General features: G+C 63.0%; 11 protein-coding genes and 1 pseudogene. 4 read left to right on the top strand and 8 right to left on the bottom strand.

The genetic code is table 11. The features are described 5' to 3' along the window. The 3 genes and pseudogenes from BV82_RS12075 to BV82_RS26380 all read left to right on the top strand — a co-directional run. Nucleotides 1–1,404: an alginate O-acetyltransferase AlgX-related protein gene (locus BV82_RS12075; RefSeq protein WP_036996133.1), complete on the top strand. Its 1,404-nt coding sequence runs from the start codon at nucleotides 1–3 to the stop codon at nucleotides 1,402–1,404. Continuing rightward, nucleotides 1,395–2,510 carry a polysaccharide lyase gene (locus BV82_RS12070; RefSeq protein ID WP_010221866.1) on the top strand — a complete coding sequence of 372 codons (1,116 nt, stop codon included), beginning with the start codon at nucleotides 1,395–1,397 and terminating at the stop codon, nucleotides 2,508–2,510. The genes BV82_RS12075 and BV82_RS12070 overlap by 10 nt, the downstream gene beginning before the upstream one ends. A 17-nt stretch (nucleotides 2,511–2,527) precedes the next feature. Then, nucleotides 2,528–3,706 (top strand): annotated as a pseudogene (locus BV82_RS26380) (right-handed parallel beta-helix repeat-containing protein); the annotation flags it as partial. A gap of 267 nt (nucleotides 3,707–3,973) precedes the next feature. On the opposite strand, the gene BV82_RS12060 reads toward BV82_RS26380, so the two are convergent. Together BV82_RS12060 and BV82_RS12055 are read right to left on the bottom strand one after the other, a co-directional pair. Beyond that, on the bottom strand, nucleotides 3,974–4,405 hold the full coding sequence (locus BV82_RS12060; protein WP_026001234.1) for a GNAT family N-acetyltransferase: 432 nt from the start codon (nucleotides 4,403–4,405) through the stop codon (nucleotides 3,974–3,976). A 62-nt stretch (nucleotides 4,406–4,467) separates the two neighbouring features. Further along, nucleotides 4,468–4,866: a DUF488 domain-containing protein gene (locus BV82_RS12055; RefSeq protein ID WP_036995975.1), complete on the bottom strand. Its 399-nt coding sequence runs from the start codon at nucleotides 4,864–4,866 to the stop codon at nucleotides 4,468–4,470. A gap of 128 nt (nucleotides 4,867–4,994) precedes the next feature. Here BV82_RS12055 and BV82_RS12050 point away from each other — a divergent pair, with 128 nt between their 5' ends. Then, nucleotides 4,995–6,611: an inorganic phosphate transporter gene (locus tag BV82_RS12050; protein WP_036995976.1), complete on the top strand. Its 1,617-nt coding sequence runs from the start codon at nucleotides 4,995–4,997 to the stop codon at nucleotides 6,609–6,611. 78 nt (nucleotides 6,612–6,689) lie between these two features. Here the strand turns inward: BV82_RS12050 and BV82_RS12045 are convergent, their stop codons facing one another. From BV82_RS12045 to BV82_RS12020, 6 genes are all read right to left on the bottom strand, one after another. Next, complete coding sequence (locus BV82_RS12045) at nucleotides 6,690–7,385, bottom strand: glutathione S-transferase N-terminal domain-containing protein (protein WP_036995977.1); 696 nt, start codon at nucleotides 7,383–7,385, stop codon at nucleotides 6,690–6,692. Nucleotides 7,386–7,433: 48 nt separating this feature from the next. Beyond that, nucleotides 7,434–7,940 carry a GNAT family N-acetyltransferase gene (locus tag BV82_RS12040; protein WP_010221859.1) on the bottom strand — a complete coding sequence of 169 codons (507 nt, stop codon included), beginning with the start codon at nucleotides 7,938–7,940 and terminating at the stop codon, nucleotides 7,434–7,436. Nucleotides 7,941–7,988: 48 nt separating this feature from the next. Further along, the gene (locus tag BV82_RS12035) at nucleotides 7,989–9,827 is read right to left on the bottom strand and encodes an amidohydrolase (RefSeq protein WP_162472685.1); all 1,839 of its coding nucleotides are present in this window, start codon (nucleotides 9,825–9,827) and stop codon (nucleotides 7,989–7,991) included. A gap of 182 nt (nucleotides 9,828–10,009) precedes the next feature. Further along, nucleotides 10,010–11,428, bottom strand: coding sequence for a hypothetical protein (locus BV82_RS12030; protein ID WP_036995979.1), 1,419 nt, complete (start codon nucleotides 11,426–11,428; stop codon nucleotides 10,010–10,012). Then, the gene (locus tag BV82_RS12025) at nucleotides 11,425–15,234 is read right to left on the bottom strand and encodes an NACHT and WD repeat domain-containing protein (RefSeq protein WP_036995980.1); all 3,810 of its coding nucleotides are present in this window, start codon (nucleotides 15,232–15,234) and stop codon (nucleotides 11,425–11,427) included. Before BV82_RS12025 ends, BV82_RS12030 begins: the two co-directional genes overlap by 4 nt. A gap of 12 nt (nucleotides 15,235–15,246) precedes the next feature. Continuing rightward, nucleotides 15,247–17,385 (bottom strand): CHAT domain-containing protein, encoded by a 2,139-nt coding sequence (locus BV82_RS12020; RefSeq protein WP_081839678.1) that lies wholly within the window; start codon nucleotides 17,383–17,385, stop codon nucleotides 15,247–15,249. Nucleotides 17,386–17,414 lie beyond the last annotated feature (29 nt).

The following is a 17,414-nucleotide window of genomic DNA, read 5'->3' as shown; positions in this document are numbered from 1 at the left end:
ATGAAGCGCATTCTTCCCCTTGGCCTGGCCGCACTGCTGGGCCCTCTGCTGAGCACCCCAGGCGTAGCCGCAGAGCCAGGCAAGGCCGCCTGCAGCAGCCTTGAGTGCATGGTCTGCCCGGGCTTGAGCAACCCACAGAACTACGCCGAAGGGCGCATGAAGCTGATGCGTGAAATCGTCCCGGCCAAGGACCGCTGGCTGTTTCGCTCGGCGGTCGACCTGACCAATGATTTTGGCATCCCGGCGCCAATGCGCGCGGAATTCGCCCGTTTGATGGCCGCCTTCCGCCAGCAGGGCATCCACGTGGCCATGGCGGTACAACCGACCCGCGGCCTGATGCACCGCGACAAACTCTACGCCGACAAGCTGCACGGCTTCGACTTTGCCCGCGCCAGCAGCAACCTCGAAAGCTACCTGCAACAACTGCGCGCCGCTGGCGCGGTGGTGCCGCCATTGATGCAACTGGTGCACACCCCGCCCAAGGGCGAGTTCTTCTTTCGCCGTGACCACCACTGGACCCCCGCCGGTGCCGAAGCCACGGCACGCCTGGTAGCCGAGGAAGTGCGGCGCCAGCCGTTCTATGCCCAGCTGAGCAAGAAGCGCTACCGCACCGAGCCCGGGGTCATGGTGCCCAAGGACGGCACGCTGAACCTGGCGTTGAGTTATATCTGCGGCAACAACTATGGTTTCCAGTATGTGCGTGGCTACCAGACCATCCCCGAAGCCGACGGCGCCGATGCACTGTTCGACGACGCGCCGGACCCTGAAGTGATCCTGGTCGGCGACAGTAACGCCGCCGCCCGTGAGGACGAGAGCAAGCAGTTCAACTTCGACGGCTACCTGAAACAGTACCTGGAGGTCGACATCCTCAACTACGCCCTGCCCGGTGTTGGCCAGGACGGCTCGCTGCTCGAATACCTGCTGTCGGAGAACTACAAGCCCAAGGCGCCGCCGAAGCTGATCATCTGGGAGCTGCCGGCCAACTACCAGTTGGAATCCGAGTCGATGTACCGCCAACTGATCCCGGCGGTCAAAGGCGGTTGCCCGGTGTCCACCGAGGTCCTGGCCAACCGTGTGCAGCGCCCGCCGCTGCGGGTCAACGAGCGCATCGAGCTGCTCAGCAACGCAGGTGATGGCCGCAAGCAGCTCGGCAACGGCCAGGGCTTTCTCGATATCCGTATCAGCGACAAGAACGTCAAGGACTTCTACCTGATCGTCTATTACGACAACGGTGCCCGCGACAAAGTCTGGTTCCGCCGCGAAGCGGTGGTCACCGGCGGCCAGTACTACCTTGAGTTGAGCCGCGCCAAGGAATTTGCCGGCGCCAACCTGCTGTCGGTGTTCATGGAACCGACCAAGCCCGGCACTGCCGCCACCCAAGTGGAAACCCGCGTATGCCTGTAAAGACCTGGACCGCGCTGGGCCTGGGCCTGTGCGCCAGCCTGCAGTTGAGCAACAGCCTGGCGGCCAGCTCGATCTGGCCGCCGCGGGCCACCGCGCAGTCGGCGATGATTGCCGACTACCGGACCCTGAGCTGCAGCAAGCAAGTACCAGCGCCCTACACCGGCAGCTTGCAGTTGCAAAGCAAGTACGACCAGCGCGACGCCAGCAAGTCGACCCTGCGCAGCAGCCCGGACGCCAACAGCGAACAGATCGGCAAGCAGGTCAAACAGTTCATCGGCGGCCTGATCTACGCCAGCAAGCGCTTCCAGCGGGCCAAGAATCCGCAGGAGGCGAACATGGCCCTGGCCTGCCAGGACCAGTGGCTGGAGCGCTGGGCCCAGGCCGGTGCACTGCTCAACCCCGACGCCAGCAGCACCGGCATGGCCGCACGCAAATGGGCGGTGGCGGCCATGGCCTCGACCCTGCTGCTGACCCAGGCCGCCAGCGACGCCAAGCTGCAATTGTCGCCGGCCCAGAAGGCCTGGTTCAGCCAGCTCGGCGAACGCATCATCGCCGAGTACCAGCCGCGCCGCACGCCGGGCTTTACCTGGTTCAACAACCATGACTACTGGGCGGCCTGGGCCGTGGCCGCCACCGGCATGCTGGTGCAGCGCGACGACTTCATCCAGTGGGCCGACGGCAACCTGCGTCGCGGCCTGCAGCAAGCGGTGAAATCCAGCGATGGCAACTACGCCTACCTGCCGCTGGAAGTGGCGCGCAGCAAGCTGGCCGCCACCTACAGCCAGTACGCCCTGGTGCCACTGGTACTGCTGGCGGAATCGGCGCGAGCCAATGGCCTGCCGTGGAGCAGCGACGATCAGCAGACCCTGGAACTGCTGGCCAACTTCGCCGCCCGCAGCATTCTCGACCCCGACGGCCTGCCCGAGCTCAAGGGCCAGTCGCAGACCGACGTCGCCCCGTACAAGCTGGCCTGGCTGATCCCCTTCCTGCAGCGCGCCCCCGGCAACCGCCTGGCTCGCCAGCTGTATGACAGCGAGGACGGCGAGGTCGACAACTACAGCCAGATCGGCGGCCCGCTCAAGCCGTTCTATCCCAAACTGCCGTAACCCAAGGACGAACCGTCATGGCCATGCTTGCCCGCCCGCTTACCCTTTCCTGCCTGGCACTGCTGTTCAGCGCCATGGCCCAGGCCGCCAGCCAGAGCCTGCCACTGCAGCAAACACTGAGCGCGGTAAACAGCGCCGAACACCAGCGCGACCTGCAGCAGTTGCAGCAACAAGTCAGCCAGGCCGTGCAGCTGCAGGTCGACGAACGCCCGCGCCCGGCTGGCCGCGCCACTGTCAGCCTGCAACCGATGTTCTCGTCCCAGGCTGGCAGCTGGCCGTTCGAGCCGTTCGTCAACAACGGCCTGTTCCGCGCCATTGCCGGCTACCAGGCGCATCACCCGCAAGCGGTAATGGTGCGCGGCGGCAGCATTACCCTCGCGCAGTTGCACGATGCCCTGAACGACCCGAAGATCATCAAGCGCTACAAGGACGGCTATCTGCTCAGCTACCCGCTGCTGATCGCCAACGACGGCGGCCTGTTGCTTGAGGGCACCAGCCTGTACCTGTACAGCTACTCCGGCACGGCGTTGATCAACCAGGGCTGGCTGGGCCTGAACCAGTCACGCCTGGAAAGCGTCGCCGGCGACAAACCGGGCAGCACCGACCGCGCCTGGCGGCCGTTCGTGGTGGCCTGGGCCGGCAGCCATACCCAGGTGCTGGGCTCGACCCTCAACCGCCTGGGCTACAACGCCAACCTCTCGCGCGGCCTGACCACCGCCTTGAGCAGCCAGCAGGCAGCGTCAACCCGCCCGGCCACGCTGCTGATCCGCGACAGCCAGCTCACTGAACTGGCCAGCGCCGTGGAGCTGCAACACAGTCAGGCGCAGATCGACAACAGCCAGTTCGGCCAGTCTCGGCAGTACGCCATCGACGTGCGAGACAGCCAAGTGACTGTGCGCAACAACCAGCTGCGCGGCATCGACAACAACAGCGGCATCCGCCTGCGCGGCCAGACCCGCGCACGCATTGAGCACAACCTGATCCTCGGCGCGCACAAGGCGGCCATCGAGGTCAGCGAGCAACAGGGCGCCCTGCTGCTCACTGGCAACCTGATCGGCGACAGCCGTGGCAACGGCATCCAGCTACGCAACCTGGCGCCGACGGCTGGCGCGCCGCTGCTGATCAGCGACAACCTGATCGGCAACAGCCAGGGCAGCGCCGTGGATGCCAGCGAGGTCGGCGCCGTGAGCCTGATCGGCAACCGCATCGGCAACAGCCCGGAGTACGCCGTCAGCCTGCGCAACGCCGCGCCGCTGGCCGGGCCGCTGACCTTGAGCGGCAACACCCTGGGCAAGGTCGGCAAGGCTGTGGTGCGAGTCGAAGGCTTGCAGCAGGTGGTGCTGGGGCCGAACACCTTCGAGGGCAAGCCGATTTTGCAGAACCTGCTGATTGGTGACTTGTTGCCGGTGCAGGGCCTGTTGCTGCAGGCGACCCAGCGTCAGGGCTGCGTGGTGCGGGTCGAGCTAAGCGAACGCCCGTTGCATGCGCAAAAAGCACTCGTCCTCGCCCATGCAGACGAAGCCCTCGCGCTCGTACAGGCGCCGTGCCGGGTTGCTCTTGAACACCATCAGGCGCAGCAGCGGCAATTGCCGTTGGCGGGTCCAGTCGGCCAGTTGCGTTAACACCCAGCGGCCGATACCGCGGTCGCGAAAGCCTTCGAGCAGGTGCAGTTCACGGATGAACAGAGCCTGGCGGTCCTGGCTGAGGCTGAAGTAACCCAACGGCTGCCGGGCTTCGCTGATCAGCCACTGCTCGCGCCACGTCCAGGCCTGGTCGAAGGCTTCTTCCTGCCAGAGCAGGTCGAACTCGCGGTAATAAGGCAGCATGGCCCGGCGGGTGAGGTCGCGGGCGAAGGTGCGGTGCTGGTCGGTGGCGGGGGTTAGTTGCACAGTCATAAGGGCCAGGATATGTGGGAGCCGGCGTTGCCGGCGATGGGCTGCAAAGCAGCCCCATTGACTCAAGGTTTGAACTCATCGGCATAACACACCGGCGAACTGCCCGGCCCCTGGCGCTCCAGCTCATCCTCGAGCCATTGCGCCAACACCGTAGCATTGTTGTGCTCAGTGTCCTTGCCAGCATACAGCAAGGTCACATCGCCCTGCCCGGCCATGCCCAGCAACTTCCACCAATGCTCGGGCCGCGCCGTCAGTTCCTCGCGGTAGCGCTCGGCAAACCCGGCAAAATCCACTTCACCGGCATGAAAAGCCTGACGCAACGCCGTTGAAGGCGCCACCTCCGGCAACCACAAGGCTTGCAGCTGGTCCTTGCGCCGGTTGCGCGGCCACAGCCGGTCGACCAGCACCCGCTGGCCATCGCCAGGCTCCAGCGGCTCGTAGACGCGTTTGCAGCGGATCATCGCTTCACTCCATCGAATGCTCTGTTGATCCTAGGACTTTCCTTGACCGAGGTCACGGTGCTGTCAGCGATTGTTTTTATCATGGCCGGGCAAGGCTAGACCCTTCCTGGTAACCCGGACCCGTCATCATGACCACCCCGACCCTGGCTGGCAGCCCATCGCTGGCCAACCACGATCCACGCCCGCGTCTGAATCACAAACCCGGCCGCACCACCCTGACCCTGTTCTTCGGCCTGCTGGCGGCCGGCCTGGTGTATACCGCCTGGAGCCTGTTCCGCGACATTGACGCCACCGGCACCGTGGTCACCACCTGGACACCCTTTGTGCTGCTCGGCCTGGCGTTGCTGATTGCCCTGGGGTTCGAGTTCGTCAACGGCTTTCACGACACCGCCAACGCCGTGGCCACGGTGATCTACACCCATTCGCTACCCCCGTCGGTGGCGGTAGTCTGGTCCGGCTGTTTCAATTTTCTCGGCGTGCTGCTGTCCAGCGGTGCGGTGGCCTTCGGCATCATCGCCTTGCTGCCGGTGGAGCTGATCTTGCAAGTCGGCTCCTCGGCCGGTTTCTCCATGGTCTTTGCCCTGTTGCTGTCGGCGATCATCTGGAACCTGGGCACCTGGTGGCTGGGCCTGCCAGCGTCCTCATCGCATACCTTGATCGGCTCGATCATCGGCGTCGGCATCGCCAACGCCCTGATGCACGGGCGTGACGGCACCAGCGGCGTGGACTGGAGCCAGGCCAGCAAGGTCGGTTACTCACTGTTGCTGTCGCCGCTGGTGGGCTTTACCTGCGCGGCGCTGTTGCTGCTGGCCCTGCGCATGCTGGTCAAGCGTCGCGAGCTGTACCAGGCACCGGTCGGCAATACGCCGCCGCCCTGGTGGATTCGCGGGCTGTTGATCCTTACCTGCACCGGCGTGTCCTTCGCCCATGGCTCCAACGACGGGCAGAAAGGCATGGGCCTGATCATGCTGATCCTGGTCGGCACCCTGCCCATGGCCTATGCCTTGAACCGGACCATGCCGGCTGACCAGTCGCTGCAGTTCGTCGCGGTGGCCGAGGTCACCCAGCAGGCCTTGCAGCGCAGCGCCCCGCAGGCCGCACCGGCAGACCCGCGACAAACCCTCAGCAGCTTCATTCGCGAGCCGCAGGCCAGCGACGAACTGGTGCCTGCCCTGGCGGCGCTGGCCGGGATGATCGGCACCGAGGTCAAAGGCTACGGTTCGCTCAACCGGGTGCCGGCAGAAGCGATGGCCAACGTGCGCAACGACATGTACCTGACCTCCGAGGCCATCCGCCTGATCGACAAGCACCAACTGGGGCGGTTCGATGCCGATACCCAGGCCAAGGTGCAGGTATTCAAGCAACAGATCGACAACGCCACCCGCTACATTCCGCTGTGGGTGAAGATCGCCGTGGCTATCGCCCTGGGGCTGGGGACCATGGTCGGCTGGCGGCGGATCGTGGTGACCGTTGGCGAGAAGATCGGCAAGACCCACCTGACCTACGCCCAGGGCGCGTCGGCGGAGCTGGTGGCGATGTGCACCATTGGTGCCGCGGACATGTACGGGCTGCCGGTGTCGACCACCCACGTGCTGTCGTCCGGGGTGGCCGGGAGCATGGTCGCCAATGGCTCGGGCTTGCAGATGCGCACCCTCTTCAACCTGATGATGGCCTGGGTGCTGACCTTGCCGGCGGCGATGATGCTGGCGGGGGGGTTGTACTGGTTATTGCGGCAGGTGTTCTGATTTGAATGTACCGGCCTCATCGCTGGCAAGCCGGCTTGCCGGCGATAAGGCCGGCAGGGGCAGCACAAATACCGGAGATTACCCCGGAATCTTCAACCCCCGCTCCACCGCCGGCCGCTGCACGAACGCCGCCAGTACCCGCTTGACGTTGGCAAAGTCATCAAAGCCCACCAGCTCGCCCGCCTCATAAAAGCCGACCAGGTTGCGCACCCAGGGCAGAATGGCGATATCGGCAATGCTGTAGGCGTCCATCACCCACTCACGCCCTTGCAGGCGCTGGTCCAGCACCCCGAGCAAGCGCCGCGACTCGGCCACGTAACGGTCGCGCGGACGCTTGTCTTCGTACGCCTTGCCAGCGAATTTGTGGAAAAAACCCACCTGGCCGAACATCGGCCCGATCCCGCCCATCTGGAACATCAGCCACTGCAGAGTCTCGTAGCGCTGGGCCGGGTCCGCCGACAGCAGTTGCCCGCTCTTCTCTGCCAGGTAAACCAGGATCGCCCCGGACTCGAACAACGCCAGCGGCTCGCCACCCGGGCCATTGGGGTCGAGGATCGCCGGGATCTTGTTGTTGGCGCTCAGGGAAATGAATTCCGGGGTCAACTGGTCATTGCTCTCGAAGCTGACCTTGTGCACCTCGTAGGCCAGGCCGATCTCCTCGAGCATGATCGACACCTTCACGCCGTTGGGCGTGGTCAGCGAGTACAGCTGCAGCAGCTCGGGCTGTTTGGCCGGCCATTTGCGGGTGATCGGGAATGCACTGAGATCAGTCATGAACAGAACCTTGAGCAGAAATTGAGGAAGACACTGTAACCAGTTTTGTCACCGCCGCGCGACCATCACCCAGTCGCGGTGACGCTCCGGGCCACATTCGAACAGCGCCTCGCCGACCTTGCTAAAACCATTGCGCTGATAAAAACGGATGGCCCGGGTGTTCTGTTCATTGACGGTCAGGCGAATCGCCCCGCGCACCGGCGCCAGGGTGTCGTCGAGCAACAGCTGGGCGCCGCCGTGGCCATGGTGCTCGGGCAGCACATAGCAGCGGCTCAGCTCCGGCAGGCCATCAGCCTCGGCAATCCCCAGGGCTTCAGGTGCACTGTCGATCATGCTGTAGCCGACCACGCTACCCAGGTACTCCAGCACCCGCAGGCGCTTGCGCGGATTGAGCAGGTGGAGGACGAAATGCTCGGACTGCAACTGCCTGTCGATGTAGGCCTGCAACGCCTGGGGCGCAGCATCCGGCGGGCTGGCCAGGGCGAAGGTCAGGCCGGCGACATGGCTGAGCGCCTCGGCATCACTGGGCCGGGCAACACGGGTACTGAAAGGCATTAAGCAACATCCTGTCGATCGGGCGAACCGGCATGGTAGCCCGAACCCTCAGAAGGCAAAACAGGAACAACCGAATGCGCCCCAAAAGCCCTGAAAATCGCTGACCGGCACCGACGATTGCCGCGCGCGCTGATGCGCGTGGGCATGCACCGCGCAGGCACCGACGCACTGATGCACCTGGGCGGTCAGCGGCGCGCCCTGGCGCCAGTGCCCGGGGACCTTGGCCACCGGCGACCAGTCGGGCAGCACCGGCAAGGTCGGTGGGTCGAGCCGGGCGAACTCGGCGGCGCCATACACCACCTTGCCATCGACCAGGGTCAGCACCGACTCCAGGTGCTTGATCGCCTCGGCGTCGATACTGAAATAGTCGGCGCTCAAGGCCGTCAGGTCTGCCAGTTGGCCGACCTTGATCTGGCCCTTCTTGCCCTGCTCACTGGAAAACCAGGCGCTGCCGTGGGTGAACAGCGACAACGCCGTGTCGCGGTCCAGCCCCTGTGGGTACAGCTCCAGCCCACCAACGGTACGTCCGCTGACCAGCCAGTACAGCGAGGTCCAGGGGTTGTAGCTGGACACCCGGGTGGCGTCGGTGCCGGCGCCGACCGGGATGCCTTCGCCAAGCATGCGCTTGATCGGTGGCGTGTGCTGCGCCGCCTTGGCGCCGTAGCGCTCGACGAAGTACTCGCCCTGAAACGCCATGCGGTCCTGAATGGCGATGCCGCCGCCCAGCGCCCGCACCCGCTCGATGTTCTTCGGGCTGATGGTCTCGGCATGGTCGAAGAACCACGGCAGGCCGTTGAAAGGGATGTCGCGGTTGACCTTCTCGAACACGTCGAGCATGCGCGAGATCGATTCGTCGTAGGTGGCGTGCAGGCGAAACGGCCAGCGCTGCTCGACCAGATGGCGTACCACCGGTTCCAGATCGCCCTCCATGGCGCCGGGCAGGTCCGGACGCGGTTCGAGGAAGTCTTCGAAGTCGGCGGCGGAGAACACCAGCATCTCGCCGGCGCCGTTGTGGCGCAGAAAATCGTCGCCCTGACCGTACTTGACGCTGCCGGTCCAGTGCTTGAAATCGGCCAGTTCTTCCTTGGGCTTCTGGGTAAACAGGTTGTAGGCGATGCGCACGGTCAACTGCCGGGCCTTGGCCAGTTGCTCGATCACCGCGTAATCGTCAGGGTAGTTCTGGTAGCCGCCACCGGCATCGATGGCGCTGGTCAGGCCCAGGCGGTTGAGCTCGCGCATGAACTGGCGGGTCGAGTTGACCTGGTATTCCAGCGGCAGCTTCGGCCCCTTGGCCAGGGTCGAGTAAAGGATCATCGCATTGGGCCGGGCGATCAGCATGCCGGTCGGGTTGCCGTTGGCGTCGCGCTGGATCTCGCCACCCGGCGGGTTGGGCGTGTTGCGGTCATAGCCGACCACGCGCAGGGCTGCGCGGTTGAGCAAGGCGCGGTCGTACAGGTGCAGGACAAACACCGGGGTGTCGGGCGCCGCCTGGTTGAGCTCGTCGAGGGTCGGCAAGCGGCGCTCGGCGAACTGGAATTCGTTCCAGCCGCCGACCACCCTCACCCACTGCGGCGAAGGCGTGCGCAGGGCCTGGTCCTTGAGCATGCGCAAGGCGTCGGCCAGGGACGGCACGCCCTCCCAGCGCAGCTCCAGGTTGTAGTTCAGGCCGCCGCGGATCAGGTGCAGGTGCGAATCGTTGAGCCCGGGGATCACCGTGCGTTGCTTGAGGTCGATGACCTGGGTCGCAGGCCCGCGCAAGGCCATGACCTGGGCATCATCGCCGACTGCCACGAAGCGCCCGTCGCGAATGGCCACGGCGCTGGCTTGCGGGCGCTCGCGGTCCACCGTGTGCACGCGGCCGTTGTGCAGGATCAGCTCGGCCGGCATTGCCTTTTCGGTCCCGCGCAGAAGGGCCCCGGCGGCCAGAGGCACCGCCGAGTACATGGCCCCGGCTGCGCCAAGCACGGAACTGGCGGCAATGAAGCGGCGGCGGCTGTTGCTGGGCTCGGTCATAAGGCCTCTCTCAGGCAGGATGTACTCACCAGACAGAAACCATAGACCACTGCCGGTCAGACCTCTACCTGCAGCCTGACCGCCGGGTCGCCGAGGATCACGTAGTTGCGTGCATCGTTGCTGGCAATCCACAACGCGCCAAGCGCGAGATCATCACGCTTGGCGATCGGGTCTTTGAGCACGTCCAGTTCACCATTCAACGCTACCGCCACTTCGGCGTGACGCATGGCGAAATGATCCATTGCCAACCCCACGCGCTTGCCCTTCATCAACGCCTGTACGGTGCCCTTGAAGGTGGCCAGGTCATCGCCGCAACCGGGCCAGTCAAACGAGTAGGACCAAGCCCGCTCGACATGTCCGATCACCGCCAGCGCACCGCCGGCCGGCAAGCTCAGCGCACGCATCGGCAAAGCGGCCAGGAACGGCCGCGATGCGAGCTGGCGCAAGGCCTCGTTGCTGCGCTTGAAGTTATCCTGCAGTGGCGTGCCGGCACCATAGCAACAGAAATGCATCATCACGCGGCCGGTCAGGCACAGATGGTCGCCCAGATCATCGGCACTCAAGTAGTAGTCAGCGGGGATCGCCCCCCGATGCTGCTGCGGCCCAGGCCAGTCCTGGCACAGCAAGGCGCCTTGATGGCGCAATTGTCGCGGGTCGCCGCAAGGAAAGCCCATGCCATGGCTGGCGGTGAACAGCAGTGACGGCGGCTGATCCGACAGGTGCCCAAGCAGCCTGGCCTTGGTGGCCTGGTCCCCCACGCACTGCTCGACCTGCCAATGCTCGAGCCCGAGCTGGGCGAGTTGTTGTGCCAGAGGTTCGACCAGCAGCCCGCAACTCAGCCGAGTGGCCGCATCCGCCTCGTTGCAGGGGCCGAAGAACAGTGCCTGGTGTCTCGATGCGACCTCGGCCGCCTGCGCCGCGACGACCGACCGGGCGTAGTCGTGGTAGCCCTGCAGATGGTCAAAATGGATTCGGCCTACTGCATAGCTGACGGCCAGTTCATACTGGAAGCGAAAAGGAATGTCCTGCGGGTCAGCAACGATCAACAGGTAGTAGGGTACTTGGCAGGGCGCGACAACGCCGGGTGACTTGCCTCGGGGCTGACGCGCCAGCCATACACGTGCGGTATCGCCTGGCCAGTAACCCTCTTCGCCGCTGAACTCGCGGTACAACGCCCCGGCCTCCATAGCCCGCAACGCCAGCAGCGGGGCCAGTGCCTGACGAATCCCGGCGGTTGCCGAACGTGCAAAAATCACCGCCCAACCGGTTTGCGCCAATGCCTGGCCATCCATGTCCAATGGCAAACCGAAGCAGGCCTGCCTTTTCAGGTCACGCGCCTTGAGGGTATCAAGATCGCTGGCAGGGTCGTTGAGTTGCATCAGGCGCTGCCCCAGGCGCTCTGGAGTCAACGGTGCTGTCAGGTAACTGCCGTCGGCGCCATTGATGCCATTGAAGACAAACGCCTCGTTGTTCATTGCGCCTGCGCCTGGGTTGGCACATCGATGACTACCGTTGGCTTGCGCGCCAAACGTAACGCGGTGTCGCGCATCAACCCCAGCTGCAACTGCCATTGCCAGAGGGCGTTGCTGGACACCAGCAATTCGTCAGCCGCCGCGACCAGTGCGGTAATCGGGGTACCCCTCGGACTGCCCACGGGTGCGCATTGGTCTTCGCTGACCGGCGTGGCGCACAACACCATCTGTCCTTCGCGGTCTCCGCTGACCAGCAGTGAGGAGTCGTATTGGGTAAGGTAAGCGATGCTCGACACCGCACGGTTGTGCCACTGGCTGGAACCCAGACGCTGCAGGTCGGCAACCCGCCATTCGATAACCGACGCATCATCGCCACCGGAGGCGAGGCGTTCGCCGTTAGTGCTGAAGGCCAGCGCAGTGATCAGTGCCTGGGCGCCGGCGGTGACTTGATTGGCCTTGCTCAGTTTGCCGCCGTCGGTGGACCATAACTCGATCACACCCGAATCCCCCGCTATGGCCAACTGCTTGCCGGAGGGGTTGAAGGCCAGCGCCTTGATCCGTTGCTGCTCGGCAAGCGCCTGTTCATCCGCCAGTGACCAGCTGCCACTGGCGTCTTGCACCCAGAGTTTCAGCTGATTGCCAAAGGCACTGGCGAGCAATTGCCCGCCGGGCTGAAACGCCACTGACTCATCACGTTCACTACGGCATTGCAGCTCCTGCTTGCCGGCTTTCCTTTCCAACTTGCGTTGCGGCGCATCGCCGGCCACGTCCCAGACTTGCAAGAATCCATCGCAGGTCAAGGCGGCCAGGGTGTGCCCATCGGCTGACAACGCAAGGGTGGTCAGTCGCCGCTCAGGGCCAGGGAAGTCCAGGGCCTGGGGATGCGCGTGCGCATCCCCCCGGCGCCAACGCCGGACACTGAGGGTATTGGCCGCCAACCCGACCACCACCTGCTGGTCAAACGAGGTTGTCATTGCTCGCCAGGGGCCTTCGCTACCGGTCATGCGGCTGGTCAATGGCGTCATGCGGTTCAGGTCGAGCATGCGGATCTGGGTGCCGCCGCCCACTGCGACGATGCCCTCCTGCTGAGGGTGCAGGGCAATACTGTAGAGTTTCTCGCCCCATCCATCGACGCGTACGACCTGGATGGCGGATGCCAACTGCTGGGTATCCAGGGGTTTGCCTGCTTGTGCAGGCAGCGTCCACTCGAGCAATAGCTTGTCACCGCCTACGCTATAGAGCTTGTTGCCTTTGCTGGAAAATGCCATGGCCGTGACGCGGCCGTGGTGCATGAAGCTGGGAACCACCACACCGGTGTCGGCCGGTTTTTGTGCCCATAGATCCCAGAACAGCAGACTGCCATCTGCGGTACCTGCCGCCAGCCAGCGCCCGGAGGGGTCGATCGCTGCCGCAAATACACCGACTTTCTTGCGAATGACCTCCAGGGTGTGCAGGGCGACGACAGGTGCAGTGGCCTTGCCGGGCACGTTCCACAGCCCGAGATTGCCTTCGGTATCGGCTGAGACCAGGTAGCCGGCATACTTTCCGGCTGGCACAAACATAACCCTGGAGATGTTGGTGGTGTGATAGCCACTCAACGTGGTAACCACGGCCGGCTTGGCCAGGTCAGCCAACGACCAGACCGACAGGATCGGTTGTCTGTGGCGATTGCCCGGTGTCACCAGCCACTGGCCGCTGGCATCAAATTGCGCGCTCATCAATACGCCACGGTCAACGCTGACAAAGGGTGCAGTAAAGCGCGCCAGCTCCGCCGGGGCCGCGCCGCCTTCCTGCCAGAGCACCATTTCACCGATGCGGTTGGCGGCGACCAACAGCTTGCGTAGTGGGTTGTAGGCCAGCGACTGGATGCTCTGTCCTTCATCGTTGACCAGGCTCACACCTGGCGCATCCCCTCCGGCCAGGGGCCAGGCGAACGTTTGTCCGTTCCAGTCGCCGGAGTACAAGTGCCCGCCGTCACCCGAAAACTGCAAGCCCTTGACCACATGGCCCTGCCCGACCACGCGAGTCAAGGGCGGGCTCGAACCCAGCGCCTTCAACAAACTGCGAAAATACAGAGCCTGCATCGGCTCACTCGTACCAGGCTCCAGGAGCGACAAGCTGCTCAATGACCGACCACTGTCGGTCTGCACGTTTGCCTCCATCATCCGCGCCTGGAGCAGCTTTTCCTGTGCCTGGTACTTGGCTTGCAAGGCTTCGGCACTCCGCTCGTCCGCAGCGATTTTCGCTTGCTCTGCTGAATCCTTGGCAACGTTGGCACTGATCCAAGCAATTGCCACGAATACCAGGCCGAAGACCAGGCCGCCGATCAACCCCGCGGCAACCCCCAGGCGTTTGCCCAACTGGCGGTTGTCAGCGCGTATTTGCTCGTTACGTCGCGCCTGCTCCAGGTGTTCAGCCTGCAGGTCCCGGGACTCCTGGAGAAATTCGCATTCGATGGGATTGAGTTCGCCGGGATGCTCTTCCACGAACTCCTGGGCCTTGAGCAATTCCACAGGGTTGAGTAGCAGATTTTCCGGGCGGTTTTCCTTGATCCACTGCATAGCGCGCTTCTGCACAAGCTGCAGGTGCGACTCTCGCCACTTCTGGTTGTTGTCCAGGATCGGTTTGACCAGGCGATCATGGGACAGCTCCAGCCAGGTGCGTTCACCCGAGGTATCGGCACGTAACAGGTGGCCATCGATCAACGAGTCCACCGCTTCATCCAGGGCCGGATCCACACCGATTTCCCGCAACACCCGGGTACGTACCCGGCTGTCAGTCAACAGTCTTGTCTCGATCCAGTCACGCAGAGTGCGTTCTCGAATCTCCCGACCGGCGCTGGCCCGATTCAACTCGACCTGGTAGTACTCCTCCAGTGCGGTATCGACCTCGTTGCTCTGCCCATCCGCGTGGATATCCGCCGAGGTAATTGCTCGCTGCTCGCCAATGACCACTTTGTCCCACAAGCGCAAGCTGACGACCTGCAACTGCACAGGTTCGACGTAGCGCCCTTGCTTGGTATTGCGCTCTCCCGGTTGGCCGGTGCCGCTGAGGTCGCTGACCAGGCGCTCGGCGGCGGCCGCTTCGAACCAACCCGCTGCCGGGCCGACGATCGCCTCCGTTGCCTGCGTCCGATCCAGCGGTTCCAGCCGATAACGGAAGGTCAGGGCCGTCGGTATCAAATCCAGATAAGGCTCGAGTTCGGCAACATAGTCCTCGCGCATCGAGAACAGTGCCCAGACCTGTTGTACCTGTGGCGTCCCCTCCTCACCGGGCCCGAGGTCAATGCCTTCACTCAACAGTTTGCCCAACTGCTGGATGAACGCCTGCTTGCACTCCCAGTCGTAACGATCGAGGGTAAATAGCTCTTCAAACTGGTCGAGAACCAAAACCGGAAACACCCCGTTTGGCTGCTCCGCGTCAGCGTTCTGCATGCGCATTTTCAAATAGCTTGCCAGTGTCTGCTGAGCCAACTCGGCTTCGCTCATGCGCTCATCGCCGCGCCCCGCCTCCATGGAATGCAAGGTAGCCATCAGGTAGGGATTGAGCGATTCGATGTCGCCCGCGCCAGTCGCGCTCAGGCTATCCAGACGGATGATCGGCAATGGCCACAGGCGCTCTCTGAGTTGCGGTAGCAAGGCGGCCTGTATCAGCGACGTCTTGCCAGCACCTGAGGGTGAAATCAGCAGCACGATGCGCTTGCTGATCAACAGGTCGAACAGCACCTGGGTTTCCTGCTCCCGCCCATACAGCGTTTTGCCTTCAGTGAACGGTAACGGACCAATATAGGGGTTGGCATGGTCTGTCATGGCACCACCTCGTTACGCGTCGGGAGGGATTACACCTTGTTCGATACAACGTTCTGTCAGTGACTGGATAAACGCCTGGGCACTGCCCCAGAACACATGAATCTTGCCCTGATGAGGATCTATGAAATACTTGGCGAGGTAATCACTGGCGCGGTCCGGGTCGATGATCAGGCCTTCACGCGGACTGACCTGCACCGCCACGCGGGTACCGTTAAGCGAACTTCCCGGCTGCATCAGGATACCTTTGAGCAGCACCCGGAAATCCCAGTCGTCGGGTTGAAATCCCAGTAACAGCGCACCGTGCGACGCCAGCGCGCTGGACACCGCCCCCGGAATACTTGCCAGCTGGGAGCGCTCATTGCGTGTGACCGCCATAAGAAAATCAAAATAATCATCTTCGGTAATGACCAGGCTGCTGGTGTATTCGAGGCTGCCATAGACATAAAAGATCAACGGTTCGGCAACACTCGGCTTGTAATTCTTCGGCAGTGACGGGCCATAGAACTGCGGTGTATTGTTACTGGTCACCCAGGTACACAAGGCAATCTGCGGTTGTTTACCTGCCTCGATCAATGCATCCCTGAGAAAATTATCCCGATTGGCATTGATGTAAATCGGCACTGGCAACCTGGCCAATAACCGATGCATATCGTCCTTATGGTGCTGTCGCTGATAACGGCCTACAAATGCCATTAACTCATTGAGGGTTTGATCCGAGTCTTTGCCGTTGCGCAAACGTTCACCCACGTCATCGTCCAGTATCGCCAGCTGTTCTTTGTAGCGTTCACGGATGTGCGATATCAAATACGATTGAAGTTCCGCCACGACCACATTCGGACTTTGCCGACATTTCAAGTACTGGGCGACATGTTCGATCCGGTCGCGGTGTTGCGGCGCGAGCGGGAATTCATACAGTTGCGCCCACTTCTTGGCAATGTTGCCCATGCTGCCCAGTGTCGACTCCACCAGTCCGGGCCCCAGAATCGGCACGCATTCTTCCTTGGCCACATCGGTGATGATGCTTTTCCATTTGTCGAACTGGGCGTCAGGCTGGGCAAACGCCGGCCACAACCGCCCGGAGCGCAAGCGCATGAACAGCACCGGCATCCACCAGTCACTTTCAGCGCGCACCTGGCTGCGCGCGGCGGCCACGGCCCGGTCGATCTGGCCGTGGCAGGCGAGTTCCTCGAACAGCGCGCTGATGAACATGGCGCTGGTGCGCTGGGTGATCGCACCTTGCATGGCAATTACCGCCGGTACCCCTGCCGCGGCCAGGCTGGGGCCGATGGCGGTCAATGCACCAGCGTGCTCGTCGCCGGCGCTGGCGCAGGAAGCGAGGACAATCAAGCGAGGCCGCTCGTCCATGTCACGAATACGTTCGACCAGTTCCTTGCCTTCGATGAAATGCGAAGTCTTGTCTTCTTTTTCGAGCAACAGCCGGGGCTTGCCATCGCTGGTAATCGCCCCATGGCAAATGATGTAGAGGACATCGGCATACTTCTGTTTCAGGGCAGTGGCAATATTGAACACCGAGGCGGGTTTATCCAGGGTGCGCATCTGTATGGTAGTTGCCGCACGCTCTTCGCCTTGCTTCACCGCTGTCGTGACCCTGGCCAGCTCGGCAGCACTGTCGATGGCCGCGAAGTTCCAGCGCGTGTTCAAGTCATCCGGGTTGGACACCACCACCAGCGTGGAGATTTCCCCGCTGTCGGCACGCGGCTGCCAGCGAAAGTCCCGGGCACTGAGGAAGCGAGAAAACCAGACATTCTCCTGCACCAGCAGTCGACTGTTGTCATCCGGATCCTGCAAAGTTTCCCAGCGCAAGGCATGAAGTTCTGGGGCACTGCTCTGGATATTCAAACGCACGCGCAATCCATGTTGCCTAGCCGCTGCAACACGTGCATGTAAATACGCTTCACGCAATGGACTACCCGCGCCGGAAAACAACATGTGTGTCAGTAAAGTTCCGTAGCGCCCGGCATCGAGCACGGCATCACGAAGTTGGGCCATATCAAAGGTTATGCGCACCGGCGCAACCAGTTCATTCTCCGTATCACTGCTCGGATTCATGAACCGTGCATCCAGCAGATAACTGCTTACATCATGCCAGGCCAAGCGCAACTCTAGTTCACAGTATTCATTTTTCGGCATGATATTCAGCTTCCTGACAACACCGCGTT

The sequence above is a fragment of the Pseudomonas donghuensis genome (assembly GCF_000696345.2).
GTDB classification, from domain to species: domain Bacteria; phylum Pseudomonadota; class Gammaproteobacteria; order Pseudomonadales; family Pseudomonadaceae; genus Aquipseudomonas; species Aquipseudomonas donghuensis.
This window is presented reverse-complemented; position numbering and strand designations above follow the sequence as displayed.